The organism is Stenotrophomonas maltophilia (genome assembly GCF_047782825.1).
Taxonomy (GTDB): domain Bacteria; phylum Pseudomonadota; class Gammaproteobacteria; order Xanthomonadales; family Xanthomonadaceae; genus Stenotrophomonas.
This window is the reverse complement of record NZ_CP180589.1, coordinates 1,999,196-2,024,788: the sequence shown is the minus strand read 5'-3', so window position 1 is coordinate 2,024,788 and position 25,593 is coordinate 1,999,196. Positions and strand designations below refer to the sequence as shown.

General features: G+C 67.2%; 23 protein-coding genes. 11 read left to right on the top strand and 12 right to left on the bottom strand.

Features of this window, described 5'->3' with window-relative positions:
- Positions 1-55: 55 nt before the first annotated feature.
- Together sufB and ACM2ZB_RS09360 are read right to left on the bottom strand one after the other, a co-directional pair.
- On the bottom strand, positions 56-1,531 hold the full coding sequence (gene sufB, locus ACM2ZB_RS09365) for a Fe-S cluster assembly protein SufB (RefSeq protein WP_313144963.1): 1,476 nt from the start codon (positions 1,529-1,531) through the stop codon (positions 56-58).
- A gap of 17 nt (positions 1,532-1,548) precedes the next feature.
- Positions 1,549-2,004 (bottom strand): SUF system Fe-S cluster assembly regulator, encoded by a 456-nt coding sequence (locus ACM2ZB_RS09360; protein ID WP_197579613.1) that lies wholly within the window; start codon positions 2,002-2,004, stop codon positions 1,549-1,551.
- Positions 2,005-2,238: 234 nt separating this feature from the next.
- Here ACM2ZB_RS09360 and ACM2ZB_RS09355 point away from each other — a divergent pair, with 234 nt between their 5' ends.
- On the top strand, positions 2,239-2,706 hold the full coding sequence (locus ACM2ZB_RS09355) for an SET domain-containing protein (RefSeq protein WP_416058289.1): 468 nt from the start codon (positions 2,239-2,241) through the stop codon (positions 2,704-2,706).
- A 176-nt stretch (positions 2,707-2,882) separates the two neighbouring features.
- Entirely contained in the window at positions 2,883-3,425 is a 543-nt protein-coding gene (locus ACM2ZB_RS09350; RefSeq protein WP_313435181.1) for a type 1 glutamine amidotransferase domain-containing protein, read from the top strand.
- Positions 3,426-3,553: 128 nt separating this feature from the next.
- Here ACM2ZB_RS09350 and ACM2ZB_RS09345 read toward each other — a convergent pair whose 3' ends face one another.
- The 4 genes from ACM2ZB_RS09345 to ACM2ZB_RS09330 all read right to left on the bottom strand — a co-directional run bounded on the left by ACM2ZB_RS09345 (position 3,554) and on the right by ACM2ZB_RS09330 (position 5,803).
- A complete protein-coding gene (locus ACM2ZB_RS09345) occupies positions 3,554-4,150 on the bottom strand; it encodes a DUF1439 domain-containing protein (protein ID WP_313435183.1) in 597 nt (198 codons plus the stop codon).
- Positions 4,151-4,229: 79 nt separating this feature from the next.
- Positions 4,230-4,769, bottom strand: a complete 540-nt coding sequence (locus ACM2ZB_RS09340; RefSeq protein WP_416058288.1) for a hypothetical protein — start codon at positions 4,767-4,769, stop codon at positions 4,230-4,232.
- A gap of 56 nt (positions 4,770-4,825) precedes the next feature.
- A complete protein-coding gene (locus tag ACM2ZB_RS09335) occupies positions 4,826-5,134 on the bottom strand; it encodes a DUF3861 family protein (protein ID WP_313435187.1) in 309 nt (102 codons plus the stop codon).
- Positions 5,135-5,404: 270 nt separating this feature from the next.
- Positions 5,405-5,803, bottom strand: coding sequence for an HU family DNA-binding protein (locus tag ACM2ZB_RS09330; RefSeq protein ID WP_108768080.1), 399 nt, complete (start codon positions 5,801-5,803; stop codon positions 5,405-5,407).
- Positions 5,804-6,174: 371 nt separating this feature from the next.
- Between ACM2ZB_RS09330 and ACM2ZB_RS09325 the strand changes: the two genes are divergently transcribed.
- Positions 6,175-6,606, top strand: a complete 432-nt coding sequence (locus ACM2ZB_RS09325; RefSeq protein ID WP_079220964.1) for an OsmC family protein — start codon at positions 6,175-6,177, stop codon at positions 6,604-6,606.
- A gap of 99 nt (positions 6,607-6,705) precedes the next feature.
- On the opposite strand, the gene ACM2ZB_RS09320 is transcribed toward ACM2ZB_RS09325, so the two are convergent.
- Both ACM2ZB_RS09320 and ACM2ZB_RS09315 read right to left on the bottom strand, forming a co-directional pair.
- Entirely contained in the window at positions 6,706-7,584 is an 879-nt protein-coding gene (locus ACM2ZB_RS09320) for a PhzF family phenazine biosynthesis protein (RefSeq protein WP_416058287.1), read from the bottom strand.
- A gap of 112 nt (positions 7,585-7,696) precedes the next feature.
- Entirely contained in the window at positions 7,697-8,575 is an 879-nt protein-coding gene (locus ACM2ZB_RS09315; RefSeq protein WP_416058286.1) for a PhzF family phenazine biosynthesis protein, read from the bottom strand.
- Between the two features lie 75 nt (positions 8,576-8,650).
- Between ACM2ZB_RS09315 and ACM2ZB_RS09310 the strand changes: the two genes are divergently transcribed.
- The 4 genes from ACM2ZB_RS09310 to ACM2ZB_RS09295 all read left to right on the top strand — a co-directional run bounded on the left by ACM2ZB_RS09310 (position 8,651) and on the right by ACM2ZB_RS09295 (position 14,719).
- Complete coding sequence (locus ACM2ZB_RS09310) at positions 8,651-11,245, top strand: bifunctional aspartate kinase/diaminopimelate decarboxylase (RefSeq protein WP_416058285.1); 2,595 nt, start codon at positions 8,651-8,653, stop codon at positions 11,243-11,245.
- A gap of 89 nt (positions 11,246-11,334) precedes the next feature.
- A complete protein-coding gene (gene murL, locus ACM2ZB_RS09305; RefSeq protein ID WP_416058284.1) occupies positions 11,335-12,687 on the top strand; it encodes a UDP-N-acetyl-alpha-D-muramoyl-L-alanyl-L-glutamate epimerase in 1,353 nt (450 codons plus the stop codon).
- Positions 12,668-14,077, top strand: coding sequence for a UDP-N-acetylmuramoyl-L-alanine--D-glutamate ligase (gene murD / locus ACM2ZB_RS09300; RefSeq protein WP_416058283.1), 1,410 nt, complete (start codon positions 12,668-12,670; stop codon positions 14,075-14,077). The genes murL and murD overlap by 20 nt, the downstream gene beginning before the upstream one ends.
- Before the next feature lie 108 nt (positions 14,078-14,185).
- Positions 14,186-14,719 carry a hypothetical protein gene (locus ACM2ZB_RS09295; RefSeq protein WP_416058282.1) on the top strand — a complete coding sequence of 178 codons (534 nt, stop codon included), beginning with the start codon at positions 14,186-14,188 and terminating at the stop codon, positions 14,717-14,719.
- Positions 14,720-14,924: 205 nt separating this feature from the next.
- On the opposite strand, the gene ACM2ZB_RS09290 is transcribed toward ACM2ZB_RS09295, so the two are convergent.
- Positions 14,925-15,515, bottom strand: a complete 591-nt coding sequence (locus ACM2ZB_RS09290; protein WP_416058281.1) for an SMI1/KNR4 family protein — start codon at positions 15,513-15,515, stop codon at positions 14,925-14,927.
- A gap of 138 nt (positions 15,516-15,653) precedes the next feature.
- Here ACM2ZB_RS09290 and ACM2ZB_RS09285 point away from each other — a divergent pair, with 138 nt between their 5' ends.
- Together ACM2ZB_RS09285 and ACM2ZB_RS09280 are read left to right on the top strand one after the other, a co-directional pair.
- Complete coding sequence (locus tag ACM2ZB_RS09285) at positions 15,654-16,064, top strand: SMI1/KNR4 family protein (protein ID WP_416058280.1); 411 nt, start codon at positions 15,654-15,656, stop codon at positions 16,062-16,064.
- A gap of 124 nt (positions 16,065-16,188) precedes the next feature.
- Positions 16,189-16,974 carry a dienelactone hydrolase family protein gene (locus tag ACM2ZB_RS09280; RefSeq protein WP_416058279.1) on the top strand — a complete coding sequence of 262 codons (786 nt, stop codon included), beginning with the start codon at positions 16,189-16,191 and terminating at the stop codon, positions 16,972-16,974.
- Between the two features lie 59 nt (positions 16,975-17,033).
- Here the strand turns inward: ACM2ZB_RS09280 and ACM2ZB_RS09275 are convergent, their stop codons facing one another.
- Positions 17,034-18,032 (bottom strand): polyprenyl synthetase family protein, encoded by a 999-nt coding sequence (locus ACM2ZB_RS09275; RefSeq protein ID WP_416058278.1) that lies wholly within the window; start codon positions 18,030-18,032, stop codon positions 17,034-17,036.
- A 215-nt stretch (positions 18,033-18,247) separates the two neighbouring features.
- Here ACM2ZB_RS09275 and ACM2ZB_RS09270 point away from each other — a divergent pair, with 215 nt between their 5' ends.
- On the top strand, positions 18,248-19,861 hold the full coding sequence (locus tag ACM2ZB_RS09270) for an alpha-glucosidase family protein (protein ID WP_416058277.1): 1,614 nt from the start codon (positions 18,248-18,250) through the stop codon (positions 19,859-19,861).
- Positions 19,862-19,951: 90 nt separating this feature from the next.
- Positions 19,952-20,383 (top strand): hypothetical protein, encoded by a 432-nt coding sequence (locus tag ACM2ZB_RS09265; protein ID WP_416058276.1) that lies wholly within the window; start codon positions 19,952-19,954, stop codon positions 20,381-20,383.
- On the opposite strand, the gene ACM2ZB_RS09260 is transcribed toward ACM2ZB_RS09265, so the two are convergent.
- Together ACM2ZB_RS09260 and ACM2ZB_RS09255 are read right to left on the bottom strand one after the other, a co-directional pair.
- Entirely contained in the window at positions 20,371-23,142 is a 2,772-nt protein-coding gene (locus ACM2ZB_RS09260; protein WP_416058275.1) for a TonB-dependent receptor, read from the bottom strand. The two genes, ACM2ZB_RS09265 and ACM2ZB_RS09260, sit on opposite strands and share 13 nt — an antisense overlap.
- A 270-nt stretch (positions 23,143-23,412) precedes the next feature.
- The gene (locus tag ACM2ZB_RS09255; protein WP_416058274.1) at positions 23,413-25,458 is read right to left on the bottom strand and encodes a glycoside hydrolase family 97 protein; all 2,046 of its coding nucleotides are present in this window, start codon (positions 25,456-25,458) and stop codon (positions 23,413-23,415) included.
- Positions 25,459-25,593: the final 135 nt, after the last annotated feature.

Genomic DNA, 25,593 nt, shown 5'->3' with positions numbered 1-25,593 from the left:
CGGGCCGTGGCCCGCCGGTAAAGAGAATGCGTTTGCGAGGGGCAGGGGCGGGCGCTCAGCCCACCGAACCTTCCAGCGAGACTTCCAGCAGCTTCTTGGCTTCAACCGCGAACTCCATCGGCAGTTCGCGGAACACCTGCTTGCAGAAGCCGTCGACGATCATCGACACCGCATCTTCCTGGCTGATGCCACGGGCGCGGCAGTAGAACAGCTGGTCGTCGGAGATCTTCGAGGTGGTGGCCTCGTGCTCGACGGTCGCGCCCGGGTTCTTCACCTCGATGTAGGGGAAGGTGTGGGCACCGCACTGCTTGCCGATCAGCAGCGAATCGCACTGGGTGTAGTTGCGCGCGCCATCGGCGTTGCGGTCCACCTTGACCAGGCCGCGGTAGGTGTTCTGGCCACGGCCGGCGCTGATGCCCTTGCTGACGATCTTGCTCTTGGTGCGCTTGCCGACGTGGATCATCTTGGTGCCGGTGTCGGCCTGCTGGCGGTGATGGGTCAGCGCCACCGAGTGGAACTCGCCCACCGAATCGTCGCCCAGCAGCACGCAGGACGGGTACTTCCAGGTGATGGCCGAACCGGTCTCGACCTGGGTCCAGGTGACCTTGCTGCGCGCACCACGGCATTCGGCACGCTTGGTGACGAAGTTGTAGATGCCGCCGACGCCGTTCTCGTCGCCCGGGTACCAGTTCTGCACGGTGGAATACTTGATTTCCGCATCTTCCAGCGCGACCAGCTCGACCACCGCGGCGTGCAGCTGGTTCTCATCGCGCATCGGCGCGGTGCAGCCTTCCAGGTAGGAGACGTAGGCCTTGTCCTCGCACACGATCAGGGTGCGCTCGAACTGGCCGGTGTGGCCGGCGTTGATGCGGAAGTAGGTGCTCAGTTCCATCGGGCAGCGCACGCCCTTGGGAATGAACACGAAGCTGCCATCGGAAAACACCGCCGAATTCAGTGCGGCGAAGTAGTTGTCGCCCACCGGCACCACGGTGCCCAGGTACTGGCGCACCAGTTCCGGGTGTTCCTTGATGGCTTCGGACATGGAGCAGAAGATGATGCCCTTCTCGGCCAGTTCCTTGCGGAAGGTGGTACCAACGGACACCGAGTCGAACACCGCATCCACCGCCACGCCGGCCAGCTTGGCGCGCTCGTGCAGCGGCACGCCCAGCTTGTCGTAGGTATCGAGCAGTTCCTTGGGCACGTCATCCAGCGAGGCGTACTTCGGGCCCTTCGGCGCGGAGTAGTAGCTGAGCGCCTGCAGGTCGATCGGGGCGATCTGCAGCTTGGCCCAGTTCGGCATCGGCATGGTCAGGAAGTGGCGGTAGGCGTCCAGGCGCCACTGCGTCATCCATTCCGGCTCTTCCTTCTTGGCTGACAGGGCACGGATGGTGTCCTCGTCCAGGCCCGGCGGCAGGGAGTCCGATTCGATGTCCGTGATGAAGCCGGCCGAATACTTGCGGCCGAGCTGCTCATGGATCTCGCGGTTGGGGGTGTCGTCGTGGGCGACGGTTTCGATGGTTTCGGTGGCCATGGGGGGCTGCCTACGGATCAGGAGACGACGTCGACAGCGATGGTGCGGCGCTGTTCGTCATCGACAAGGGGAAGAGGGGGCAGGATCTGGGCGAGGGTGACATCGCGCAGGGCCTCGGAGACCACGTCGTTGATCAGCCGCCAGCTGCTGCGCGCGCCGCATTTGGGCGCCATGCCGCACTGGTGGTGGTCGTGGCTGCATTCGGTCAGGGCCAGCGGCCCTTCCATCGCTTCGACCACTTCGAACAGCGAGATCTCGATGGCGGGCCGGGTCAGCCGGTAGCCGCCACGCACGCCACGCAGGCCTTCGACCAGACCGGCCTGGGCCAGCGGCTTGAGCACCTTGCTGACGGTGGGCGGCTCCAGACCGGTGAATTCGGCCAGTTCGGTGGCACTGAGTACTTCGCCCGGGCGGGCGGCAAGCACGGTCAGCACGACGGTGGCGTAATCGGTGAGTTTGGTGACGCGCAACATGGGGATGCGAGTGGTTCTTAAAGCGGACTGAAATTGTACGCTTTTATTCGCCGGCATCCAACCCGGCCATTCAGCCGGCGCTGGGGCCCCGGAGGCAGGGCGGCCGGGACACCCCACCGGCAGGGCGCGGCCATCGGCCCGCGCAGGGCGCAATGCTGCGCCATCGGGGTGATTTTCGCAATCGCACGGAATGGGCGAGAATCAGGTTCCTTTCGCTGCAGACCTCTCTTGCCGATGCCCAAGAAGATCCAAGCCCGCAAGTCCGCCATCCACGGCAACGGCGTGTTCGCCGTGGTCCCGATCAAGCAGGGCGAGCGCGTGATCCAGTACAAGGGCCTGCTGCGCAGCCATGGTGACGTCGATGCCGACGACAGCGGCGACGTGGAAAGTGGCCATACCTTCCTGTTCACCCTCAACGACGACTGGGTGATCGATGCCAACTACAAGGGCAATGACGCACGCTGGATCAACCACAGCTGCGACCCGAACTGCGAGGCGGTGATCGAGGAAGACGAAGACGGTGACAGCCGCGGTGACAAGGTCTTCATCGAAGCCCTGCGCGATGTAAGCGCCGGCGAAGAGCTGACCTACAACTACGGCATCGTGCTGGCCGAGCGCCATACGGCCAAGCTGAAGAAGATCTGGGAGTGCCGCTGCGGCTCGCCCAAGTGCACCGGCACGATGCTGCAGCCCAAGCGCTGACCGGTATTTGTAGAGTCGAGCCATGCTCGACTGCTTTGGCTGTCGGCCGTCGCCGGGTGGAGTCGAGCATGGCTCGACTCTACAAGGGCCATCTGCACCTGCCGTGCACGGCTGGGTCACCGCGGTTCAATGCGCCTTCGCCCACCCTGTCCGCTCCTTTCCCTGGAGCAGCCGACATGGCACAGCGTATCGCCGGCAAGCAGGTCGCCATCCTCGCCACCCATGGCTTCGAGCAGTCCGAACTGACCGAGCCCAAGCACCTGCTGGAAGCGCAGGGCGCGATCGTCACCGTCGTTTCCCCGGCCAAAGAGGCCAGCATCAAGGGTTGGAAGGACAAGGACTGGGGCGGGGTGGTGGCAGTGGACCTGGCGCTGGGCGAAGCCGATGCCGGGCGCTTCGACGCGCTGGTGCTGCCGGGCGGGGTCATCAACCCGGACACCCTGCGCACCGATGAGGCTGCGTTGGACTTCATCCGTTCCGTGGCCGCCGCCGGCAAGCCGGTGGCCGCCATCTGCCATGGCCCCTGGCTGCTGATCAACAGCGGCCTGGCCCAGGGGCGCGAGGTGACCTCGTGGCCATCGCTGCAGCAGGACCTGGCCAATGCCGGCGCACGCTGGCGCGACGCCGAAGTGGTGGTGGATGGCAATCTGATCACCAGCCGCAAGCCGGACGACATCCCGGCCTTCAGCGAAGCGGTGGTGAAGGCGCTGGCCGCGTGATGGAGTGCCGCCGGGCATGGCCCAGCGCTACCTCCACCCGGGGTGGCATGCGGTAGCGCCGGGCCATGCCCGGCGAGCGCAAAGCGCGGGAACCGAAGAAGCTGCCGGCCAGCGGCCGGCACTACCCATTACTTGCCGAGAATCCCAGCCGGAACCAGGTTGCCGAGGTTCTGGTTGAAGGTGACCACCAGCTTGCCGTTCTTCACCTGCGCCGACTGCACCTGCAGCGCGCCCAGCAGGCCGGCCACCGACGGGTCCAGCTTGTAGATCGGCTCGCGGCGCGCGTAGTCGCTCAGCGCGGCGTTGAGCAGGGCGCGGGTACGCGAATCGAGACGACCGCCCTGGCTGGCCGGGGTGAACTCGTCCACGGTCGGTTCCTGCAGGTGGAAGCCCTGGGTCTGCGCGTCGTAGCGCAGGCCACTGCTGAGCTTCACCTTGCCCAGGTTGGCCGGGTTGCCGCCGGCGGTGGCCAGCGCCAGGTCCATCCCCAGGTTCAACCGCTCACCGGCCGGCAGGGTCAGCTGCGGGTGGCTCATGGTCAGGGCGATCAGACCGCCCAGCGCATCCTGCGTACGCGGGAAGCTGCCATCCAGATACTGCTGCACGTCACTGGCGCCGACCGCCAGTTCGCGCCCGGAAATCGAAGGGGCCGCCTGCGCACCGATCGCCGCGGCAATCAGTACGGTGGAAGCGGCAAGGCGGGTCATCAGGGAACGCAGGCGCATGGCGGTGACCGGAGCGGAATCGAGAGGCCTACAGAGTAGCTTTGCCCGCTGAATCGTGCGTGCATGCCGCTGCAACGGTTCAGTCCAGCGTTGGCTGCAGCTGGGCCGAGTGGATCTGCCAACCCTGGCCGTCGGCGCGGGGCTGCACCCGGTACCAGCCGTGGTAGCGGAACTGGCCCTGGGCCGTCACCGCGCGCACCCGTACCGGCACTTCCAGCAGGCGCGGGGGCTGGGCCAGGTCGCGGGGCAGCGGCGGGTCGCTGTCCAGCCGCAGGTTGCGCACGTCGCTCAGCACCCGCAGCACGGCATCGTCGGCGCGGCGTGCATCCGGCGGGGCCACGGCCCAGGCCGCGTCGATGCCGGCCTGGTTGCGGTTGAGGATGTCCATGACATAGCGGTTGAGCATGCGTGGCGGGGTTTCGCCAGCGGGCGCGACGGCCGCGTACAGGGGGGCGACGGCGCGGGTTGCAAGAGCCGCTGCATCAGCACGCGCGGGCGGGGCGGACGCGTCAGATGCCGCAGCCTCGGCGGGCGCCGTGCGGCTCGGTTCGCCGGGCGGCGCAGGGCTGGAGCAGCCCAGCAGGGCCAATGGCACCAGCCATATCAGGGTACTGCGCATGTCTGCCTCCTCCCCGAGGCAACCAGGAAGCTGTCAGTCTATCGGCGGCGCCGCAGTCAGCGCGATGTCGGCAGCTGTTCCAGCGCGTCCAGCGCAGGCAGTACCTGGGCTGCGATGGCGGCCAGTGCATGGCCATCGGTATCGGCATGGCGCTGCACGATATCGCGCAGCAGCTGGCTGGCGATCACCAGGGTCGCGCGCTCGTCGCCGGTCAGGCCGGCCGTGCGCGGTGCGGCTTCCAGCAGGCGCATCAGGTCGCGGCTGGCGCGGTGTTCCAGTTCGATGGTGCAGCGCCCGGTGCAGGGGTGCCCGTCCTTTTCGATCGGGGTCACCGAGATCCGGTAGCGGGTGGAGGGGCTGGCCATGAGAAGGTGCTCGCCTTGGGTGTGGAGGGATGTGCCCACCATAGGCAAGGCGGCGACCGGCGGCGACGGCCGGGGCTGCACGCAGTGTTCCACCCGGTTCGTTCCCGGGCTGGAAAAGCGCGGGCGCAGCCAATGCTGGCGCGGGTATTGCCGGGGTCAGTGCGGGTGCGGAAACGCTGTGTTGCGGTTTGTGCGGGGGGGGCGGTGCCGCCGCAAACAAAAACGGGACGGCCTGCGCCGTCCCGTCGGAAGATGCCGTTGGGCGCGCGCTTACAGCGCGGCGTCCTTGAGCTTCTTCAGCGGGCGCACCTTGAGCTTGGTGGTGGCCGGCTTGGCAGCGAACCACTGCTCTTCCTTGGTGAACGGGTTGATGCCCTTGCGCTTCGGCTTGGCCGGCACGCTGACGGTGCTGATCTTCAGCAGGCCCGGCAGGGTGAAGGAGCCAGCGCCCTTCTTGTGCACCGAGGAAGCAACGGCGGTTTCAAGCGAGGCCAGCACCGCACGCACGTCCTTGGCAACAACGCCGGACGCTTCAGCGATGTGTGCAACCAGGCCCGACTTGGTCAGCACTTCCTTGATCGGCTTCGGAGCGGCCGGCTTGGCGGCAGCCTTCGTCGCGACTTTCTTCACTGCCTTTTTCGGGGCAGCCTTCTTAGCGGTCTTTGCCATGGTTTCCTGTTCCGTGAACGGTTGGTTGTGTGGTCGGCGCCGAACCCCGTCGGCAAGCGCAATGTAGGGCAACTCTCGAGCGCCGCCAATAGCCCGGAGCGCTGAAATTGCATGTTTTTTCATATCCAGGCCGATTCAGTACATGTCCTGGGGCAGGGGGACGGGGCGCTACGCTGCGCTGCGCAATGCCGCTCGCCGCCTGCGGGATATGCGCGAAACCACTGAAAACAAGGGAAAAATGCAGAACTGGTTGGCGAGGAATTGTCCAGCGGCATGGCCCGGGACAGTGGCGCGGCCTGCGGCGGGGCGACGCAGGGCTAACGCGTGGCGTGCGAGGGTGACCGTTCATCACCGCCACGGAGGAGCAGCACATGGGAATCTCGCGACACGCCACCGCGCACTGGGAAGGGGATCTGAAGTCGGGCAAGGGCCAGTTGAGCACGCCGCAGAGCGGGCTGCTGGACAAGACCCGCTACGGCTTCAACAGCCGTTTCGGCGATGAAAAGGGCACCAATCCAGAAGAGCTGATCGCCGCCGCGCACGCCGGCTGCTTCACCATGGCGCTGTCGGCCAAGCTGGGGGACGCGGGATTCACCCCGACCTCCCTGGACACCGAAGCCAAGGTGGATCTGTCGATGGAAGGCGGCCCGCAGCTGTCGCAGATCCGGTTGAAAGTGAAGGCCGTGGTGCCGGGCATCGATGCCGCCCAGTTCCGCGCCATCGCCGATGACGCCAAGCAGAACTGCCCGGTGTCCAAGGCCCTGAGCGCGGTGCCGATCAGCCTGGAAGCCGAGCTGGGCTGAACCGCTGCGTCTGTAGAGCCGAGCCCACGCTCGGCTCCCTCAGCTGCCGCGATCTGGCCGAAGAGCAGCCGAGCATGGGCTCGGCTCTACGGCTGCTCTTCACCAATCAAGGGTGCCGGCAATCACCGTCTGCACCTGCCCGCCGGACCACACCTCGCCGTCCGCATCGACCCGCAGGGTCAGGCGAGCGTCGTGGCCGACCTCGCGGCCCTGGCTGACTTCATACGGTTCGCTGCCGCGCGGGAGCACGCCCCGCAGGTCCAGCCATGCCGCCAGCACGGCATTCGCCGCGCCCGAGGCCGCATCCTCGAAACGCCGCCCGTTGCCGACGAAGGCGCGCACGGCCAGGTCGAAGCCCTCGCTGCCATCGCTGAACGCATAGGCGAACACGCCCATGCTGTCGGTGGATTCGGCCAGCGCGGCGACCGCGTCCCAGTCCGGCTGCAGCGCACGCAGCGCGGCCTCGTCGGCCACCTGCACCACCCACCAGCTGCGGCCGCCCTGCATGCGTGCCGGCGGCAGCTCACCCAGCGGCCAGCCCTGCAACGCGGCCTGCAGTCGCGGATCATCGGCCTGCGCGGTTTCGGCCAGCTGCGCGCGCGGGGTGCGGATGGCGATGCGCTGTGCGGCGCCTTCGCCGATCACCTGCAGCGGCAGCAGTCCGGCGATGCCGTCCTGCACCAGCACGCCCTCCACCGGCGCGGCCAGGCCAGCCTGCACCACGGCGTGGGCGGTGCCGACGCTGGGGTGGCCAGCGAAGGGGACCTCTTTCTGCGGGCTGAACATGCGCAGCCGGTAGCTGCTGCCAGAGGCCTGCGGCGCGAACACGAAGGTGGTTTCCGGCAGCCGGGTCCATCGCGCAATGGCCTGCATGGCAGTGTCGTCCAGGCCCTCGGCATCGAGCACCACGGCCAGCGGATTGCCGGCGCCGGCGCGCGGCGAGAACACATCCAGTTGCAGGAAACGGCGTGCGGACATCGAGGGAAACTCCAGATTCAGATAGCGCGCAGCTTAGCGCGCCGTTGTAGAGCCGAGCCCATGCTCGGCTGTGTTGGGGCATGAGAAAAAGCAACCGAGCGTGGGCTCGGCTCTACATCCAGCTTATCTGCCCGTCGATCACCGGCTGCACCTGGCCGCCGATCCACACCGTGCCTTCGGCATCGACGCGGACGTGGACGTAGCCGTCGCGGCCGACTTCGCGGCCCTGGCTGGCCACATAGGCGGCGTCGCCAGCGGGCAGGGCGCCACGCTCGCGCAGCCAGGCGCCGATCAGCGCGTTGGCGCTGCCGGTCACCGGATCTTCGGGCACGTTCACCGCATCGCCGGGGCAGAACGCACGCACCACGCGGCTGTGTGCCGCGGCGGCCTCATCGGCGAACACCGCCACCCCGGTCGCGCCGGTGGCATTGGTCCAGTCGCGCAGGGCCGCCATGTCCGGGGCCAGGCCGCGCACGGCGGCGGCATCGCGCAGCGGCAGCAGCCACCAGCGCGGGCCGTTGCCCCACAGCTCGGGGGCATGGCCGTCGGCGGCCAGCGCCAGCAGCGGTTCCGGTACCTGACCAGGGGCGGTGGGCAGGTGGCGCGCCGGCGGGCTGGCCAGTTCGATGGTCGGCGCGTCGGCCGGGCCACTTACCCGCACCGGCAGCAGGCCGGCGGCGCATTGCTGAACCAGCGCACCGCCCTCGCGCGGCGTGGCCAGCCCGCAGGTGACCGCTGCCCAGGCCGCCCCCACGCTGGGGTGGCCGGCAAACGGCAGTTCGCTGCCGGGGGTGAAGATGCGGATGTGGTAGTCGGCGCCCGCGGCGCTGGGCTGCAGGAAGAACACCGTCTCGGACAGGTTCAGCCAAGCAGCGAGCGCCTGCATGCGGGCGCTGGACAGCGCGTCGGCGCCCAGTACCACGCCCAGCGGATTGCCGCTGCCGGGGTGGGGGGCGAAGACATCCAGCTGCAGGTAACGGAAGGCGGCCATCGGCGGGTCCATTGGGCTTAGAATCGAAGGTTCCGCCCCCACGGGCGGCTTCCCCACATTACACATAGCCTATCCATGTCAGCTTCCCCCCTTGTCGATCGTTGGATCGTACTGAAGTTCGGCGGCACCTCGGTGTCGCGTCGCCACCGTTGGGACACGATCGGGAAGCTGGCGAAAAAACGCGCGGAAGAAACCGGCTCGCGCGTGCTGGTGGTGGTCTCGGCGCTGTCCGGGGTCACCAACGAACTGACCGCGATCGCCGATGGCGCGCCGGACAGCCGCGACCGCGTGGCCGCCCTGGTCGAACGCCATGAGGGCTTCCTGGTCGAGCTCGGCCTGGGCCACGACGTGCTGGCCGAGCGCCTGGCCGTGCTGCAGGGCCTGCTGGATGACCCGCGCGCGGCCACCCGTCCGCTGGACTGGCAGGCCGAAGTGCTGGGCCAGGGCGAACTGCTGTCCTCCACCCTGGGCGCGGCCTACCTGCATGCCTCCGGCCTGGACATGGGCTGGATGGACGCCCGCCAGTGGCTGGACGCGATGCCGCCGCAGCCGAACCAGAGTGACTGGTCGCAGCGCCTGTCGGTGAACTGCCAGTGGCGCGCCGATGCGGAGTGGATGCAGCGCTTCCGCGCCCAGCCGACCCGCCTGCTGATCACCCAAGGCTTCATTTCCCGCCATGCCGACGGCGGCACCGCCATCCTCGGCCGCGGCGGCTCGGACACCTCGGCGGCGTACTTCGGTGCGCTGCTGGGCGCCAGCCGCGTGGAAATCTGGACCGACGTGCCGGGCATGTTCAGCGCCAACCCGAAGGACGTGCCGGACGCGCGCCTGCTGACCCGCCTGGACTATTACGAAGCGCAGGAAATCGCCACCACCGGCGCCAAGGTGCTGCACCCGCGTTCGATCAAGCCGTGCCGCGATGCCGGCGTGCCGATGGCCATCCTCGATACCGAGCGCCCGGAACTGCCGGGCACCAGCATCGACGGCAGCGCCGCGCCGGTGCTGGGGGTGAAGGCGATCAGCCGCCGCAACGGCATCGTGCTGGTGTCGATGGAAGGCATCGGCATGTGGCAGCAGGTCGGCTTCCTGGCCGACGTGTTCGGCCTGTTCAAGAAGCACGGCCTGTCGGTGGACCTGATCGGTTCGGCCGAAACCAACGTCACCGTGTCGCTGGATCCGTCCGAAAACCTGGTCAACACCGATGTGCTGGCCGCGCTGTCGGCCGATCTTTCGCAGATCTGCAAGGTGAAGGTGATCGTGCCGTGCGCGGCCATCACCCTGGTCGGCCGTGGCATGCGTTCGCTGCTGCACAAGCTGTCGGACGTGTGGGCCACCTTCGGCCGCGAGCGCGTGCACATGATCTCGCAGTCGTCCAACGACCTGAACCTGACCTTCGTCATCGACGAAGCCGATGCCGATGGCCTGCTGCCGATCCTGCATGCCGAGCTGATCGACAGTGGGGCGATGCCGGTGGAAGAAACCGAGGTGTTCGGCCCGCGCTGGCGCGAGATCGCCGGTACCGTGCGCCCGCGTGGCACGCCGTGGTGGCGCGGCCAGCGTGCGCACCTGCTGCAGCTGGCCGACGCCGGCACGCCGCGCTACGTCTACCACCTGCCGACCGTGCGCGCCCGTGCCCGCGCGCTGGCCGCGATCAAGCCGATCGACCAGCGTTACTACGCGATCAAGGCCAACAGCCATCCGGCCATCCTGCAGCTGCTGGAAGCCGAAGGCTTCGGCCTGGAATGCGTGTCGCATGGCGAGCTGAAGCACGTGTTCCAGCACCTGCCGGAACTGTCGCCCAAGCGCGTGCTGTTCACCCCCAGCTTCTGCCCGCGCGAAGAGTACGAGGCCGGCTTCGCGCTCGGCGTCACCGTCACCGTGGACAACCTGGAAGCGCTGCAGCGCTGGCCGGACCTGTTCCGCAACCGCGAAATCTGGCTGCGCGTGGACCTGGGTCGTGGCGAAGGCCACCATGCCAAGGTCCGCACCGGCGGCAAGGATTCCAAGTTCGGCCTGCCGATGGCGCGCGTGGACGAGTTCGTGCGCACCGCCACCGATCTGGGCACCCGCGTGGTCGGCCTGCACGCGCACCTGGGCAGCGGCGTGGAAACCGCGCAGCACTGGCGCCTGATGTGCGATGAGCTGGCCGGTTTCGCCCGCCGCATCGGCAGCGTGCAGACCATCGACATCGGTGGTGGCCTGCCGATTCCGTACAGCGAGGAAGACGAGCCGTTCGACCTGGACGCCTGGGCCGAGGGCCTGGCCGAGGTCAAGGCGCTGCACCCGGCGTTCCGCCTGGCGATCGAGCCGGGTCGCTACCTGGTGGCCGAATCGGGCGTGCTGCTGACCCATGCCACCCAGGTGGTGGAAAAGGACGGCGTGCGCCGCGTCGGCCTGGATGCCGGCATGAACACGCTGATGCGCCCGGCCCTGTACGACGCCTGGCACGACATCGAGAACCTCAGCCGCCAGGGCGGTTATGCCGAAGCGGCGTTCGATGTGGTCGGCCCGATCTGCGAATCCAGCGATGTGTTCGGCAAGCGCCGCAAGCTGCCGGTGTCGACCGCGCCGGACGACGTGATGCTGATCGCCGATGCCGGTGCCTACGGCTATGTGATGGCCAACACCTACAACCAGCGGGCGATGCCGCGCGAAGACGTGATCGAGTGATCGCCGCCCTTCGCGCCCTGCACCCGCCCACCGACACGTCCTGCGCCTTCGCGCGGGGCGTGCCTGACCGCGCTTGAACTGGATCCACCATGACTGCTTTCGATAAACACCAGGTTTCCCGCTTCCGCTTCGTCCGCTGCGAATTCGCTGCGGAAACCGGCGTGGCCAAGCTGGTCTACGCCTTCGATGACGGCCCGGAGATGGTGGAAACCATCACCGTGCCCGGCGCCCCGTTCGTGCTGGACGAGGTGCGTGCGGCGGCAGTACAGCGTGCGCTGCAGCTGCTGCACCTGATCGCCGGCGTCAGCTACTACAAGGCGGGCGTGCCGGAGACGGTCAGCATCGACAGCTATGCCATCGATGCCGAGACCGCCGCGCTGGTGGAAACGGTCTACCTCAACGGCCTGGGCGAATTCGCCTACCGCAACGGCCTGAACCTGCGCGGGCGTTTCCGCCTGCCGGTGCAGGGCGACGCGGTGCAGGCGCCGGTGCTGGGCCTGCAGCCGCATGCGCTGGTGGCCATCGGCGGCGGCAAGGATTCGCTGGTCAGCATCGAAGCGCTGCGCCGTGCTGGCGTGGACGAGACGGTGACCTGGATCGGCGGTTCGCAGCTGATCCGTGCCTGTGCCGAGCGCACCGGCCTGCCGACCCTGAACCTGGGCCGCGCGCTGGCGCCGGAACTGTTCGAGCTCAACCGCCAGGGCGCGTGGAACGGGCATATCCCGGTCACCGCGGTGAACTCGGCCATCATGGTGCTGGCCGCGCTGCTGCAGGGCGTGGACCAGGTGGTGTTCTCCAACGAGCGTTCGGCCAGCTACGGCAGCCAGATTCCGGGCACCGGCGAAGTGAACCACCAGTGGTCCAAGGGCTGGGCGTTCGAGCAGGCCTTCGGCAGCCACGTGCAGAAGCAGGTGGCCGCCGATCTGCAGTACTACTCGCTGCTGCGCCCGATGTCCGAGCTGGCGGTGGCCCGCCAGTTCGCCAAGAGCGATTTCTACGACGCGCATTTCTCCAGCTGCAACCGCAACTTCCATATCCTCGGCGAGCGCCCGGTGAACCGCTGGTGCGGCGTCTGCCCGAAGTGCCACTTCGTGTTCCTGGCGCTGGCCCCGTTCATGCCCAAGACCCGCCTGGTGCGCATCTTCGGCCGCAACCTGCTGGACGATGCCGAGCAGGCCGGTGGCTTCGATGCGCTGCTGGAATTCCAGGACCACAAGCCGTTCGAGTGCGTGGGCGAAGGCCGCGAATCGCGTGCAGCGATGGCCACCCTGGCGCAGCGCCCGGAATGGAAGGAAGACGTGCTGGTGAAGCGCTTCTGCAATGAGATCCAGCCGCAGCTGGATGCCGCTGAACTGGAACTGGTACCGCTGCTGCAGCTGCAGGGCGAGCACCGCATTCCGGCCGCGCTGTGGGAACGTGTGCGTGAAGATTTCGCAGCTTGAAGGAAAGCGCGTTGCGCTGTGGGGCTGGGGGCGTGAGGGACGTGCCGCATTTGCGGTGCTGCGTGAGCGCCTACCCACGCTGCCATTGAGCCTGTTCTGCCCGGCCGCTGAGGCCGAGGCCGCGCGTGCGGAAACGCAGGGGCTGCTGGACGTGCGAGGTGAACCCACTGCCGAAGCGCTGGCCGCGTTCGATGTGGTGATCAAGTCGCCCGGCATCAGCCCCTATCAGCCGATCGCGCTGGCGGCGGCGGAGCAGGGCACCGCCTTCATCGGCGGCACCGCGCTGTGGTTCGCCGAACATGCCGGCGCCGATGGCATCGTGCACGACACCGTGTGCGTGACCGGTACCAAGGGCAAGAGCACCACCACCGCGCTGGTGGCGCACCTGCTGCGTGCGGCAGGCCACCGCACCGGCCTGGTCGGCAATATCGGCCTGCCGCTGCTGGAAGTGCTGGACCCGCAGCCTTCGCCCGCGTACTGGGCGGTGGAACTGTCCAGCTACCAGACCGGCGAAGTGGCGCGCAGTGGCGCCCGCCCGCAGGTGGCGGTGGTGCTGAACCTGTTCCCGGAACACCTGGACTGGCACGGCAGCGAGCAGCGCTATATCGAAGACAAGCTGCGGCTGGTGACCGAAGCCGCGCCGCGCATCGCCGTGCTCAACGCCGCCGATCCGCACCTGGCCGCGCTGTCGCTGCCCGACAGCGACGTGGTCTGGTTCAACCAGCCGCAGGGCTGGCATATGCGCGGTGACATCGTGCACCGTGGCGAACAACCGGTGTTCGATACCTGCAACACGCCGCTGCCGGGGCGCCACAACCGCGGCAACCTGTGTGCGGTGCTGGCCGCGCTGGAAGCGCTGGGCCTGGACGCCGTAGCGCTGGCGCCGGCGGTGCAGGATTTCCGCCCGCTGCCCAACCGCCTGCAGCGTATTGGTGAGGCCGACGGCCTGAGCTATATCAACGATTCGATCAGCACCACGCCGCATGCCAGCCTGGCTGCGCTGGAGTGCTTCGCCGGGCAGCGCATCGCCTTGCTGGTAGGCGGGCATGACCGTGGCCTGGACTGGACCGATTTCATGCAGCACATGGCCCACGACGTGCCGCCGGTGGAGATCGTGACGATGGGCAGCAACGGCCCGCGCATCCACGCCATGCTGCAGCCACTGGCCGATGCCGGTCGCTTCGGCCTGCATGCGGCCGCTGACCTGCCCGAAGCGATGGCGCTGGCACGTACCGCGCTGGGCGCGCAGGGTGGGGTGGTGCTGCTGTCGCCGGGTGCGCCGAGCTTCGGGGCCTACCGCGATTACGTGGCCCGTGGCCGCCATTTCGCCGAACTGGCCGGGTTCGACCCGGACAGCATCAGCGCGATTCCGGGCCTGGGCATCGTTTGATCCACCGGCCCGGGGTCGGATCCCTTTCCGCAGGAAAGGGCTCTGACCCCAGCGAGTTGCAGGTGAGCGTTACCATCGGCGCATTCCCGGACGGATTCGAGAAGCCCGATGTGCACCTTCATCACCCTGTTCCTGCCCACCTCGTTTGCGCACGTTGAAGCCGCCGCGATCATGGAGCGCAGCGGCCGGAGCCTGTTCGCGCAGGATTCGCCCAGTCTGCAGGCGGCGGTCGGGCCCGGCTGGCAGCCGTGGCTGAGCGCCGCGCACTGCGATTGCGGTACCGCGCTGGCCTCGTCGCGGGCCGAGCGGGAGTGGAAGGGCGATGCCGGGCGCTGGCGGAAGAAGGGTTGGAGCGAAGCCAAGATCGCCCGCGCGCTGGCCGAGCAGCAGGCACGGCATGAACAGGATCAGCAGGTGCGTCGCGATGAAGCGCTGGGCGACGCCGGCCAGTGGTTGCAGCGCATCGATGGCCTGCTGGCCGGGGGCGCGGCGCGCATCGGACTTCTGGTACGAGACTACGACGGCTCGGTCGGTGCCCGGCAGCCGAAGCCGCCGCAACGTCACTGGCCGCGGGGCCATCTGGCCGCAGCGGATCTGCTGGCGTTCGAGCCGGGCACGTTGCATTGGATCGAACGTGGGTGAGGCCGTTATCCACGCATGGCGTGGATCTACTGTAGAGCCGAGCCCATGCTCGGCTGCCTTCATTGCATTGGATCGAACGTGGGTGAGGCCGTTATCCACGCATGGCGTGGATCTACTGTAGAGCCGAGCCCATGCTCGGCTGCCTTCATTGCATTGGATCGAACGCGGGTGAGGCCGTTATCCACGCATGGCGTGGATCTACTATTCAGTCGGCGTCCTGATCGATGAATGCGTAACCGCCATCAATCAGCTGCTGCAGGTACGCGTCGAAGCTCGGCGCGATGACCGCGTAGCTGTCCGGGTCATGCAGGTAGCGCACCACCTGGCCGACGCTGCCGCCTGGTGCAGGGTCGAAATCCAGGTACAGCATCGAGGTGCCGCCGTTGTTCATGCAGTGCGAGAAGCACAGGCGGCGGTTCATCGGCAGATCGCCATCGATGCCGGCGCCGAGGATGTCCGGCTCCTCGTCCAGCCATTCCTCGTAGATGGAACGGATGCTGTCGTCCCACTGCTGCTGGTCTTCGAAGATCTGCGCGACCGAGCGCAGGTAATACGGGTAGTCGCCCACATCCGAACCCAGCATCAGCACGCAGACCTCGCCACCGGGATAGTCGCGGAAATGCGTGCCGTCCACCTGCGACAGCAGCGCCAGCAGGCTCTCGGGAACCTGCGGCCACTGCGCGCGCAGGCGCTGCAGATCATCGGCGCTGGCGCCCTGCACGTGGGCCCACTGCGGCGCGTCGTCGGCAGGCAGGCGCGGGATCAGACCAGACAGAAAGCGATCAACAAGGTTCATGCAGTTCACGAATTTGATGAGCAAAGGGCACAACGTGCCAATCAAGGCACGCCTTGCTGGTAGTGTAATTCAGTGCGTTTTTGTCCAGCAGGTCTGCCGACAACCCGCAGAGTTTTCAGAATGTGACGAGGCGAAGTAATGAAACTCAGAGGACAGGAGCAACAACTTACCCGTGAAGATCTCTGCGACTTCTCAGAAAGGACGGGCCTGAGGCTCTCTGGCGAGTTCGTGGACTTCTACCTGGAGAACAATGGCGGATATCCGGATGTTGAGGCGGATGAGGTGAATCCACTTCTGCTGAACAGCTTTCTTTCGATCCGCTACGGTGATGGGACGATTGATACCGCCTACCAATCGTTGATTAAAGGCAACCCGGCACTGGAGGGGTTGGTTCCCTTTGCATATGACGATTGCGGGAATGTTTTTCTGTTGTCCGGAAAGCTGGACATGCCCGGAGAGGTCCTTCTTTGGTTGCCGGGAGAGGGTGAGATCGAGACCATATTCAGCTCATTCGCTGAATTTCTTCGTGCCCTGTACGAAGGTAAGTAAGCCAGCTGGCGAGATGTCCCGGCAATCCCACCACACCTGCGTCACACCGCCAAGGCAGAATGTGACGCGGTAGGGGCGAATACGGCTTAATCCCCTCCGTCCCCTTTTTCTGCGGAGCAGGCGCATGAAACGTTGGCGATGCGGTGTGGCGATGGTGCTGGGGCTGGCGGCGATGCCGGCGTGGGCGGCGATGAAGACGCAGCCGGTGGAGTGGAAACACCAGGGCACGACCTTCAGCGGCGTGCTGGTCTACGACGATGGCGAGCATGACAAGCGCCCGGGCCTGGTGATGGTGCCCAACTGGAAGGGCGTGAACGAATCGGCCATCGAGAAGGCCAAACAGTTGGCCGGCGATGACTACGTGGTGCTGGTGGCCGATGTGTACGGCAAGGGCGTGCGGCCGAAGACCGATGCCGAGGCAGGCCCCGTGGCGACCAAGCTGCGCAATGACAGGCCGCTGCTGCGTGCACGTGCGCTGGAGGCGGTGAACGTGCTCAAGGCGCAGGTCGGCAAGGCACCGCTGGATGCCAGCCGGATCGGCGCGGTGGGCTTCTGCTTCGGTGGCACCACGGTGCTGGAACTGGCTCGTGCCGGTGCGCCGCTGGCCGGCGTGGTCAGCCTGCATGGTGGGCTGGGTTCGCCGCTGCCGGCCCAGGCCGGTGGCAGCCATCCGTCGGTGCTGGTGCTCAACGGCGCCGACGACAAGAGTGTGACCGCCGAGGACATCGCCGGTTTCCAGACCGAAATGAACGCGGCCAAGGTCGATTGGGAATTCACCAACTACAGCGGGGCGGTGCACTGCTTCGCCGAGCGCGATGCCAACAGCCCGCCGGGCTGCCAGTACAACGAACGGGCGGCCAAGCGCGCGTGGAAGGCGCTGGATGAGTTCTTCGAGGAACGGTTTTTGTAGAGTCGAGCCATGCTCGACTGTTGAAGGGGTGCCGACCTTGGTCGGCACACCTTCACCGGTCAATGCGAGCGCTGCACCGCGTAGCGGGCCAGGCCGCGCAGGGCGGCCACGGCATCGTTGTCGCCCAGACCGTCCAGGGCGCGTTCGGCGGCTTCGGCATATTCCTCGGCGCGGCGGCGGCTGTAGTCCAGGCCGCCGGTGGCGCGGATGGCGGCCAGGACTTCCGGCATGGCCGAGGCGTCGCCATCCTGCACAATGCTGCGCAGGCGCTCGCGGGTGGCATCGTCGGAATGGGCCATGGCGTGGATCAGCGGCAGGGTCGCCTTGCCTTCGGCCAGGTCATCGCCCAGGTTCTTGCCCAGTTCCTCGGCGTTGGCCGAGTAATCCAGCACGTCATCGGCAATCTGGAAGGCGTAGCCCAGGTGCATGCCGTAGTCGTACAGGGCCTGCTGGGCGGCGTCGTCCACGCCGCTGGCCAGCGCGCCCAGGCGGGTGCCGGCGGCGAACAGCACGGCGGTCTTGCGCTCGATCACGCGCAGGTAGGCCGCTTCGTCGGTGTCCGGGTTGTGCACGTGCAGCAGCTGCAGCACTTCGCCTTCGGCGATGCGGTTGGTGGTGTCGGCCAGGATCTGCATGACCGGCATGCGGTCCAGTTCCACCATCAGCTGGAAGCTGCGTGAGTACAGGAAGTCACCCACCAGCACGCTGGGCGCGTTGCCCCACAGCGCATTGGCGGTGCTGCGGCCGCGCCGCAGGCTGGACTCGTCCACCACATCGTCATGCAGCAGGGTGGAGGTGTGGATGAATTCGATGATCGCCGCCAGCTGGTGGTGCTCCGGGCCGGCCTGGCCGACCGCGTGGCCGGCCAGCATGACCAGCATCGGGCGCAGGCGTTTGCCGCCGGCAGAGATGATGTGGTCGGCGATCTGGTTGATCAGCACGACGTCCGAGGACAGCCGTCGCCGGATCAGGGCATCGACGGCGGCCATGTCGGCCGCAGCAAGCGACTGGATCTGGGGCAGGCCCAGGGCGGGACGGGTGTCTTCAGTGATGGTCATGCGATCAGGCTTTCAGGCTCACCGCCGATTATAGGCGCTGGCCGTGAATTCGGGCGCAAAGCGTCCCGACCGGCCTTTCCGCCAACCGCCGGCCGGCCCTGGGGCGTGAATACGTATGCAGCCAGCGCCATGCCCGGGAAGCCACCGCTAAGCTTGCCGGAGTTGGTTTTCGGCCCGCTTCCGGTGGGTCCCGCATGCCCGGAGGGGGGCTGTCGATGTCGCACAATCCATGGTGGCGCGGAGCCGTCATCTACCAGATCTACCCGCGCAGTTTCCTCGACGCCAGCGGCGACGGGGTAGGCGACCTGCCGGGCATCATCCAGCGCCTGGACCATATCGCCGCGCTGGGCGCCGACGCGATCTGGATCTCGCCGTTCTTCAGGTCGCCCATGGCCGATTTCGGCTATGACATTGCCGATTACCGCGATGTCGACCCGCTGTTCGGCAGCCTGGACGACTTCGATCGCCTGCTGGCCAAGGCCCACGGCCTGGGCCTGAAGGTGATGATCGACCAGGTGCTCAGCCATACCTCGCTGGAACATGCCTGGTTCCGCGAGAGCCGGCAGGACCGCACCAATCCCAAGGCGGACTGGTATGTCTGGGCCGACCCGCGCGAGGACGGCACCCCGCCCAACAACTGGCTGTCGCTGTTCGGCGGCGGCGCCTGGCAGTGGGAGCCGCGGCGCGAGCAGTACTACCTGCACAACTTCCTGGTCGACCAGCCGGACCTGAATTTCCACAACCCGGACGTGCAGCAGGCCACCCTGGACAACGTGCGGTTCTGGCTGGACCGGGGCGTGGATGGCTTCCGCCTGGATGCGATCAACTTCTGCTTCCACGACGCGCAGCTGCGCGACAACCCGCCCAAGCCGGCGGACAAGCGCGTGGGCCGCGGCTTCAGCCCGGACAACCCCTACGCCTACCAGTACCACTACTACAACAACACCCAGCCGGAAAACCTGCCTTTCCTGGAGCAGCTGCGCGCGCTGCTGGACCAGTACCCGGGCGCGGTGAGCCTGGGCGAGATCTCTTCGGAGGATTCGCTGGCCACCACCGCCGAATACACCCAGGACGGCCGCCTGCACATGGGCTACAGCTTCGAGCTGCTGGTGGATGACTACAGCGCGGCCTACATCCGCGATACGGTCTCGCGCCTGGAAGTGGCCATGACCCAGGGCTGGCCGTGCTGGGCGGTGTCCAACCACGACGTGGAGCGGGCGGTGAGCCGCTGGGGCGGCCACCCGTCCGATCCCCGCCTGGCCCGCATGCTGGTGGCGATGCTGTGCTCGCTGCGCGGTTCGGTCTGCCTGTACCAGGGCGAGGAACTGGGCCTGGCCGAGGCCGATGTACCCTTCGAGGCGCTGCAGGACCCGTACGGCATCACCTTCTGGCCCAACTTCAAGGGCCGCGATGGCTGCCGTACGCCGATGCCCTGGACCGATGCGCCACTTGCCGGTTTCAGCACGGCCACGCCGTGGCTGCCGATCCCGGCCGAGCACCGCGCGGCGGCCGTGGCGGTGCAGGAAGCAGACCCGGATTCGGTGCTGCAGGCCTTCCGCCGCTTCCTGGCCTGGCGCCGGACCCAACCGGCCCTGCTGCACGGCGACATCCGCTTCCTGGACAGCAGCGAGCCGGTGCTGCTGTTCGAGCGTATGCTTGCAGATGAAACTCTGCTGCTGGCCTTCAACCTGTCGGCCGAGGCGGTGAGCCATCCGCTGCCGGCCGGCACCTGGCAGCAGGTGGCCGTACCGGGCCCGGATGCGGGCACGGTGGAGGGCAATGAACTGCGGCTGCCGCCGCGCGCGGTGTATTGCGCACGACGCAGCTGACCGATTTCTCCGGTGGCGGTACTTGCGGGGACGGGGCCGAAGCGCCCCGTCCCTTTTTTGTGGGTGGCCGGGACACGCGGGCATCCACGCATGGCGTGGATCTACCGGGTTGGGTCGGTCGTGCTGGGCGGGCATCCACGCATGGCGTGGATCTACCGGGTTGGGTCGGCGGTGCTGGGCGGGCATCCACGCATGGCGTGGATCTACCGGGTTGGGTCGGTCGCGCTGGGCGGGCATCCACGCATGGCGTGGATCTACCGGGTTGGGTCGGTCGTGCTGGGCGGGCATCCACGCATGGCGTGGATCTACCGGGTTGGGTCGGTGGCGCTGGGCGGGCATCCACGCATGGCGTGGATCTACCGGGCTGGGTCGGTCGTGCTGGGCAGGCATCCACGCATGGCGTGGATCTACCGGGTTGGGTCGGTCGCGCTGGGTCGCGCAAAAGAAAACCCGCTGCCTGCGCAGCGGGTTTCCGGTCCAGCTCCCCGTGTCGGGTTGACGGGCCGTGGTCAGAACTTGTAGTTCACGCCCAGCACGTAGGTGCGGCCCCACTCGATGTATTCCAGCGGGCGATCCTTGGTGCCGGCATAGGTGCGGTACGGCTCGTTGGTCAGGTTGCTGCCCTGCAGCAGCAGGGTCAGGCCACGCAGGGCGCTGCTGTCGCTGAAGGTGTAGCTGATCTGCGCATCGGTCACGTTCTCGCCCACCACGTAGCGCAGCGTGCGGTTGCCGTTGAAGTTGCCGATCTCACCGATGAAGTCCGAACGACGGCGCTGGCTCACGCGTGCTTCGAAACCGTTGCGCTCGAAGTAGGCGGTGAAGTTGTACACGCGGTCGGACAGGCCCGGCAGGCTGATCGGATCCGAACCCACGCTGGAGGCGCTTTCCGGGTCGAGGATCTTGATGTCGCTCTTGTTGAAGGTGGCGCTGGCCTGCACGCCGAAACCACGCAGGCTCTCGGTCAGCATGTCCAGCGGGAACGAGGCGGTCACTTCCAGGCCCTTCAGCGTGCCGCCCTTGCCGTTTTCCGGCGAGGAGAACGTACCGGTGGTCAGCACCGGCGCGGTCATGCCCGGCGGCGGCACGTAGCTGCCCAGCAGGTCGGTGAAGTCGTAGTCGTCCACCGACTGGGTGTAGACGTAGCTCTTCAGATCCTTGTAGAAGATGGCGGCGGCCACGTAGGCCTTTTCACCGAAGTACTTCTCGTAGGACAGGTCCAGCGCGGTGGCGCGCCACGGATCCAGCAGCGGGTTGCCGCCGCTGCCGCCGGGCTTGCCGGTGGCGGTGTCCACGCCGAATTCCAGGCCGGCCCGCATCTGGTCCACGCGCGGGCGCGCGACCTGCTTGGCCGCGGCGAAGCGCAGGGTCTGCTGGTGCGGGAACATGAAGACCAGGTTCAGGCTCGGCAGCCAGTCGTTGTAGGTCTTGCCGTTGGAATAGGGCTGGATGTTGCTGCCGGCCGGCTGCGAGCTGTCCCAGTAGCGCGAATCCGAACTCTGGTCGGTGTGCTGCATCTGCACGCCGATGTTGCCGCGCACGCCCACCACGCCGATGTCGGTGTTGATGTTCAGGCGTGCCCAGGCCGTGGTGATCTTCTCTTCCACCACCCACGACTTCGGGATCAGGTAGTCCAGGTTGTCGACCGGGTTGAAGGACATGTAGCGGGCCACGGCCGCCGGCACGTTCCACGCAGGGATGCGGCCGATGCCGGCAAAGCCCAGGTTCACCGGCGAATACTGCAGGTCCGACGCGATGTTGGCATCGCCCTGTGCACCCAGCAGGATGTTGCCTTCGGACTGGGTCTTGGTCTTGCGGCGGTCGGCGTAGTTCACGCCGATATCCACGTCCGGTGCCCACGACGCGAGGGCGTCGGGCAGGGCGATGGTCGCGGCCAGCTTGGCGCCCTTCAGGCGGTCTTCCACCTGCGGCACCTTGCCGTAGCCGGAACCGTAGATGGTGTTGGTCAGGAACAGCGCATTGGGGTTGGAGTAATCCAGGCCCGGCGTGATCTGCGAGAAGCCATTCGGGTTCACCACCAGGCCGACCGTATCCAGCTGCGGCATCGGGGTCAGCTGCAGGTTGTTTTCCAGGTTCAGCTCATCGCGCGTGGCCTTGGAGTAGTTCAGGTCGGCCACCAGCTTGACGCTGCCGAAGGTGAACTCGTTGTTCCAGCCGAACGCGTCGATCTTGTCCTTGCGCTTGTTGTACATGCCGCGCACCAGCGGGTACACGCCGCTGGCGGTGCCACCGGTGAAGGTGCCATCGGCGTTGACCTGCGGGTTGCTGATCAGCAGGCCCGGGGTATAGCCGCCGTTGAAGTTGCTGAGGTTGAGCTCGAACTGGTTGGCGGTGTCGATCTGCTCGGCTTCGGTGTGGAACGCATCGAAGGTGCTGGTCCAGGCATTGTTCGGCCGGAACTGGATGGTGGCCATCACACCGTCGCGCTTGTTGTTGCCGGTGCGGCGCAGGGCCTTGATGCCATCGGAGAAGAACGTGCCCGGGGCCACGCCGGGGCGGTTGCCGTTGGTGGTCTGTTCGGCGGTCCACGGCTCGTACAGGCCCACCTGGTTTTCCTGGATCGGGTTGTCACTGTGCGCGTAGCCGATCGAGATGCCCAGGGTCTTGTCGAAGAACTGGTCGATGTAGCTGGCGCTGAAGCGGTTGCCGAATTCATCGACGTTGGCAGCCTTGCCCAGCGAACTCTTCTGCAGGCGGCCGCTGACCGCGATCACGCGATCGGGGAAGCTGAGCGGGCGCACGGTCTGCATGTCGATGGTGCCCGACAGGCCCTGGCCGACCAGTGCCGCATCGGGGGTCTTGTAGACGGTCACGCCGTTGACCAGTTCCGAAGGGTACTGGTCGAATTCCACGCTGCGGTTGTCGCCGGTGCTGACCACTTCACGCCCGTTGAGCAGGGTGGTGGCGAAGTCGGGCGACAGGCCGCGCACGCTGATCACCTGCGCACGGCCGGCCACGCGCTGTGCGGCCAGACCGGGCAGGCGGCCCAGCGATTCGGCGATGCTCACGTCCGGCAGCTTGCCGATGTCTTCAGCGGAGATCGCTTCCACCACCGAAGTGGCGTCCTGCTTGATCGCGATCGCATTCTCGATGCCGCGGCGGATGCCGGTGACCTGCACGGTGTCCAGGTTGGTGGCGGACTCGCCGGTGGTGGCAGCTTTGGTGGACTGCTCGGTGGTCTGCGTGGACTGTGCCGATGCCAGCGACGGCACCAGTGCAACGGCCAGCGCCAGACTCAGCGCGGTGCGCGTGTGGTTCAACATTTTCCCCTCCCAGGCAATGTTGTAGAGCATCTTGTGGTCGTCCCGGCGGTGCCGGAAACGTGCGACGCGGTGGCCGCTGTCGTCGCCGCTATGGTAGGCAGCGGCTTCTCCGCGGGAATCACCCTGCATACGTATTCAATGGCTTTCACAGCGTTGTAATCGATTCCAGTGCCCGTATCCCGGCGCTGGGCGCCGCCGCCCGAGCGTGGGCTCGGGCGCTACCGTGTAGAGCCGAGCCCATGCTCGGCTGCGTTTCCATCGGCCCGCGATTCAGAGCGGGGTGAACCGGATAGCCTGGCCACCGCCCGGTGCCAGCACCAGGGCCAGTGCGTCGGCGCTGGTCACCTCGCGGGTTTCGCGCTTGAACGCGAACGGGTTGCTGCGGAAATCCGCACCGTCGCCGTCGCGGTAGATCTCGGCGCGGTACCGCACGCCCGGCTCCAGGAAGCCCAGCGACACCGGCAGCACGCGGCCGTGTTCATCGGTGATGCTGCCCAGGAACCAGTCGCGGCTGTTGCGGTCGCGGCGGACAATGGTCACGTAGTCGCCCACTTCGCCATCGAGCACGCGGCTCTGTTCCCAGTCCACCGCCACATCCTCGATGAAGCGGAACGCTTCGCGGTGCTGCAGGTAATGCTCGGGCAGGTCGGCGGCCATCTGGATCGGGCTGTACAGCACCACGTACAGCGCCAGCTGGCGGGCCAGCGTGCTGGGAATGGCCTGGCCGTGGCGGCCCTTCAGGCTGAGGATGCCGGGGGTGTAATCGAACGGGCCGGCCAGCATGCGGGTGAACACCAGGTTGACCTCGTGCTCGGGCGGGTTCGGTGGCTGGCCCCAGGCGTTGTATTCCATGCCGCGCGCGCCTTCGCGCGAGATCCAGTTCGGGTAGGTGCGGCGCAGTCCGGTGTCCTTGATCGGCTCGTGCGGGTTTACCGACAGGTGCCGGCTCGCCGCTTCCTGCACTACCTTCAGGTGGTGGCGGGCCATGAACTGGCCGTCGTGCCACTCGCGCCACAGCGGGCCGCCGGCCGGGTTGCGGCGGTCGACCTGGCCGTCATCGCAGACGTAGCCGGTCTTGAACTGGTCCACGCCCAGCCGTGCATACAGGTCCAGCGCAGCACCGAGCTGGTCTTCGTAATGCTCGATGGCACAGCCGGTCTCGTGGTGGCCGATCAGGTGCACGCCCTTGTTCAGGCCATAGGCGGACAGTGCCTCGATATCGAAATCGGGCGTGGCGCGGGTGAAATTGAAGTCGTAGCCGTTGCCGACCCACATGCCATCCCAACCGGGGTTCCAGCCTTCCACCAGCACGCCGCGGAAGCCGTGCGCGGCGGCGAAGTCGATCACCTTCTTCGTCTTGGCGGTGGTGGCGGCATGCTTCGGGCCGGTCGCCCAGCTTTCGTTGTCCAGGTGCATCGACCACCAGACGCCCAGGTACTTGGCCGGCTTCACCCAGCTCACGTCGCCCAGCGCATTGGGTTCGTTGAGGTTGAGGATCAGGTCCGACTCGACCAGGCCGCCGGCGCGGTCGGCAATCTGCAGCGTGCGCCACGGCGTGGCGAAGGGCAGGGCACGGCGCACCTTCCAGCCTTCGGCCGAGGGTGAAAGCTGCGCGCGCAGGCGCTGGCCATCGGTGCGGCGCAGCCACATGCCGGCATAGTCCACCAGTGCGGCCTCGTGGATGGCCACGTGCAGGCCATCGTGGCTGCGCAGGGTCATCGGCGTGTGCACCAGCGGCACTTCGCGCAGCGGCGTGCGCTGGTACAGGTATTCGTAGTGGATCGGCTCGCCGGCGGGGATCCACCAGGCGGTGGAGTCAGGCGCGATGGCGAACTCGGTCAGTTCGTCATCGATGATCGCCTCGCGCAGGTTGGGCTGCTCGGGGAACACATAACGGAAGCCCAGGCCGTCGTCGTACACACGGAACACCACGTCCAGCCGCCGCTTGCTGCCGGTCGTTTCGGCCAGCTGTACGGTCAGCTCGTTGAAGTGGTTGCGGGTGACCCGGCGCTCGCCCCAGGGCTGTTCCCAGGTGTCATCGACGCTGCGCTGCTGCTGGCCGAGCAGGGCGAAATCGCGGTCCAGGCGACCATCGCGCAGTTCGAAGCCCAGCTTCGAATCGGCCACGACGGTTTCGCCGAAGCGCTCGACGCGGTAGCGCGCGCTGCCCCCGTCCAGCACCAGGCTGACCTTGAGCACCTTGCCCGGTGATTCAACGCTGGTGACCTGGGGCGCGGCCTGCGCCAGGGCCGCCAGGCCCAGCAGGGCCAGGCCCAGCACATGCGCGAACACCGCGCGTACAGCAGTGGGTGACATCGGCGTTTCCCCTCCCAAGGTGCCGTTGGCAGACCCGGACCATAAGCCAGCACGGCAGCGCCGCTACCGCTGCCGGCCATGAATACGTATGCAGCTGGACGCAGGCCGCAGCCCCGCGACTACCATGGGGCCAAG

What these genes read in the sequence shown, in the direction of transcription:
- ACM2ZB_RS09340 (WP_416058288.1), bottom strand. Translation starts at nt 4,769, where the DNA reads ATGCGCAGTACCCTGATATGGCTGGTGCCATTGGCCCTGCTGGGCTGC.
- ACM2ZB_RS09290 (WP_416058281.1), bottom strand. Translation starts at nt 15,515, where the DNA reads ATGAACCTTGTTGATCGCTTTCTGTCTGGTCTGATCCCGCGCCTGCCT.
- ACM2ZB_RS09280 (WP_416058279.1), top strand. Translation starts at nt 16,189, where the DNA reads ATGAAACGTTGGCGATGCGGTGTGGCGATGGTGCTGGGGCTGGCGGCG.
- ACM2ZB_RS09360 (WP_197579613.1), bottom strand. Translation starts at nt 2,004, where the DNA reads ATGTTGCGCGTCACCAAACTCACCGATTACGCCACCGTCGTGCTGACC.
- ACM2ZB_RS09350 (WP_313435181.1), top strand. Translation starts at nt 2,883, where the DNA reads ATGGCACAGCGTATCGCCGGCAAGCAGGTCGCCATCCTCGCCACCCAT.
- ACM2ZB_RS09315 (WP_416058286.1), bottom strand. Translation starts at nt 8,575, where the DNA reads ATGGCCGCCTTCCGTTACCTGCAGCTGGATGTCTTCGCCCCCCACCCC.
- ACM2ZB_RS09330 (WP_108768080.1), bottom strand. Translation starts at nt 5,803, where the DNA reads ATGGCAAAGACCGCTAAGAAGGCTGCCCCGAAAAAGGCAGTGAAGAAA.
- ACM2ZB_RS09275 (WP_416058278.1), bottom strand. Translation starts at nt 18,032, where the DNA reads ATGACCATCACTGAAGACACCCGTCCCGCCCTGGGCCTGCCCCAGATC.
- ACM2ZB_RS09255 (WP_416058274.1), bottom strand. Translation starts at nt 25,458, where the DNA reads ATGTCACCCACTGCTGTACGCGCGGTGTTCGCGCATGTGCTGGGCCTG.
- ACM2ZB_RS09310 (WP_416058285.1), top strand. Translation starts at nt 8,651, where the DNA reads ATGTCAGCTTCCCCCCTTGTCGATCGTTGGATCGTACTGAAGTTCGGC.
- ACM2ZB_RS09345 (WP_313435183.1), bottom strand. Translation starts at nt 4,150, where the DNA reads ATGCGCCTGCGTTCCCTGATGACCCGCCTTGCCGCTTCCACCGTACTG.
- ACM2ZB_RS09260 (WP_416058275.1), bottom strand. Translation starts at nt 23,142, where the DNA reads ATGTTGAACCACACGCGCACCGCGCTGAGTCTGGCGCTGGCCGTTGCA.
- ACM2ZB_RS09355 (WP_416058289.1), top strand. Translation starts at nt 2,239, where the DNA reads ATGCCCAAGAAGATCCAAGCCCGCAAGTCCGCCATCCACGGCAACGGC.
- ACM2ZB_RS09320 (WP_416058287.1), bottom strand. Translation starts at nt 7,584, where the DNA reads ATGTCCGCACGCCGTTTCCTGCAACTGGATGTGTTCTCGCCGCGCGCC.
- ACM2ZB_RS09335 (WP_313435187.1), bottom strand. Translation starts at nt 5,134, where the DNA reads ATGGCCAGCCCCTCCACCCGCTACCGGATCTCGGTGACCCCGATCGAA.
- sufB (WP_313144963.1), bottom strand. Translation starts at nt 1,531, where the DNA reads ATGGCCACCGAAACCATCGAAACCGTCGCCCACGACGACACCCCCAAC.
- ACM2ZB_RS09265 (WP_416058276.1), top strand. Translation starts at nt 19,952, where the DNA reads ATGGCGTGGATCTACCGGGTTGGGTCGGTCGTGCTGGGCGGGCATCCA.
- ACM2ZB_RS09270 (WP_416058277.1), top strand. Translation starts at nt 18,248, where the DNA reads ATGTCGCACAATCCATGGTGGCGCGGAGCCGTCATCTACCAGATCTAC.
- ACM2ZB_RS09295 (WP_416058282.1), top strand. Translation starts at nt 14,186, where the DNA reads ATGTGCACCTTCATCACCCTGTTCCTGCCCACCTCGTTTGCGCACGTT.
- ACM2ZB_RS09325 (WP_079220964.1), top strand. Translation starts at nt 6,175, where the DNA reads ATGGGAATCTCGCGACACGCCACCGCGCACTGGGAAGGGGATCTGAAG.
- murL (WP_416058284.1), top strand. Translation starts at nt 11,335, where the DNA reads ATGACTGCTTTCGATAAACACCAGGTTTCCCGCTTCCGCTTCGTCCGC.
- ACM2ZB_RS09285 (WP_416058280.1), top strand. Translation starts at nt 15,654, where the DNA reads ATGAAACTCAGAGGACAGGAGCAACAACTTACCCGTGAAGATCTCTGC.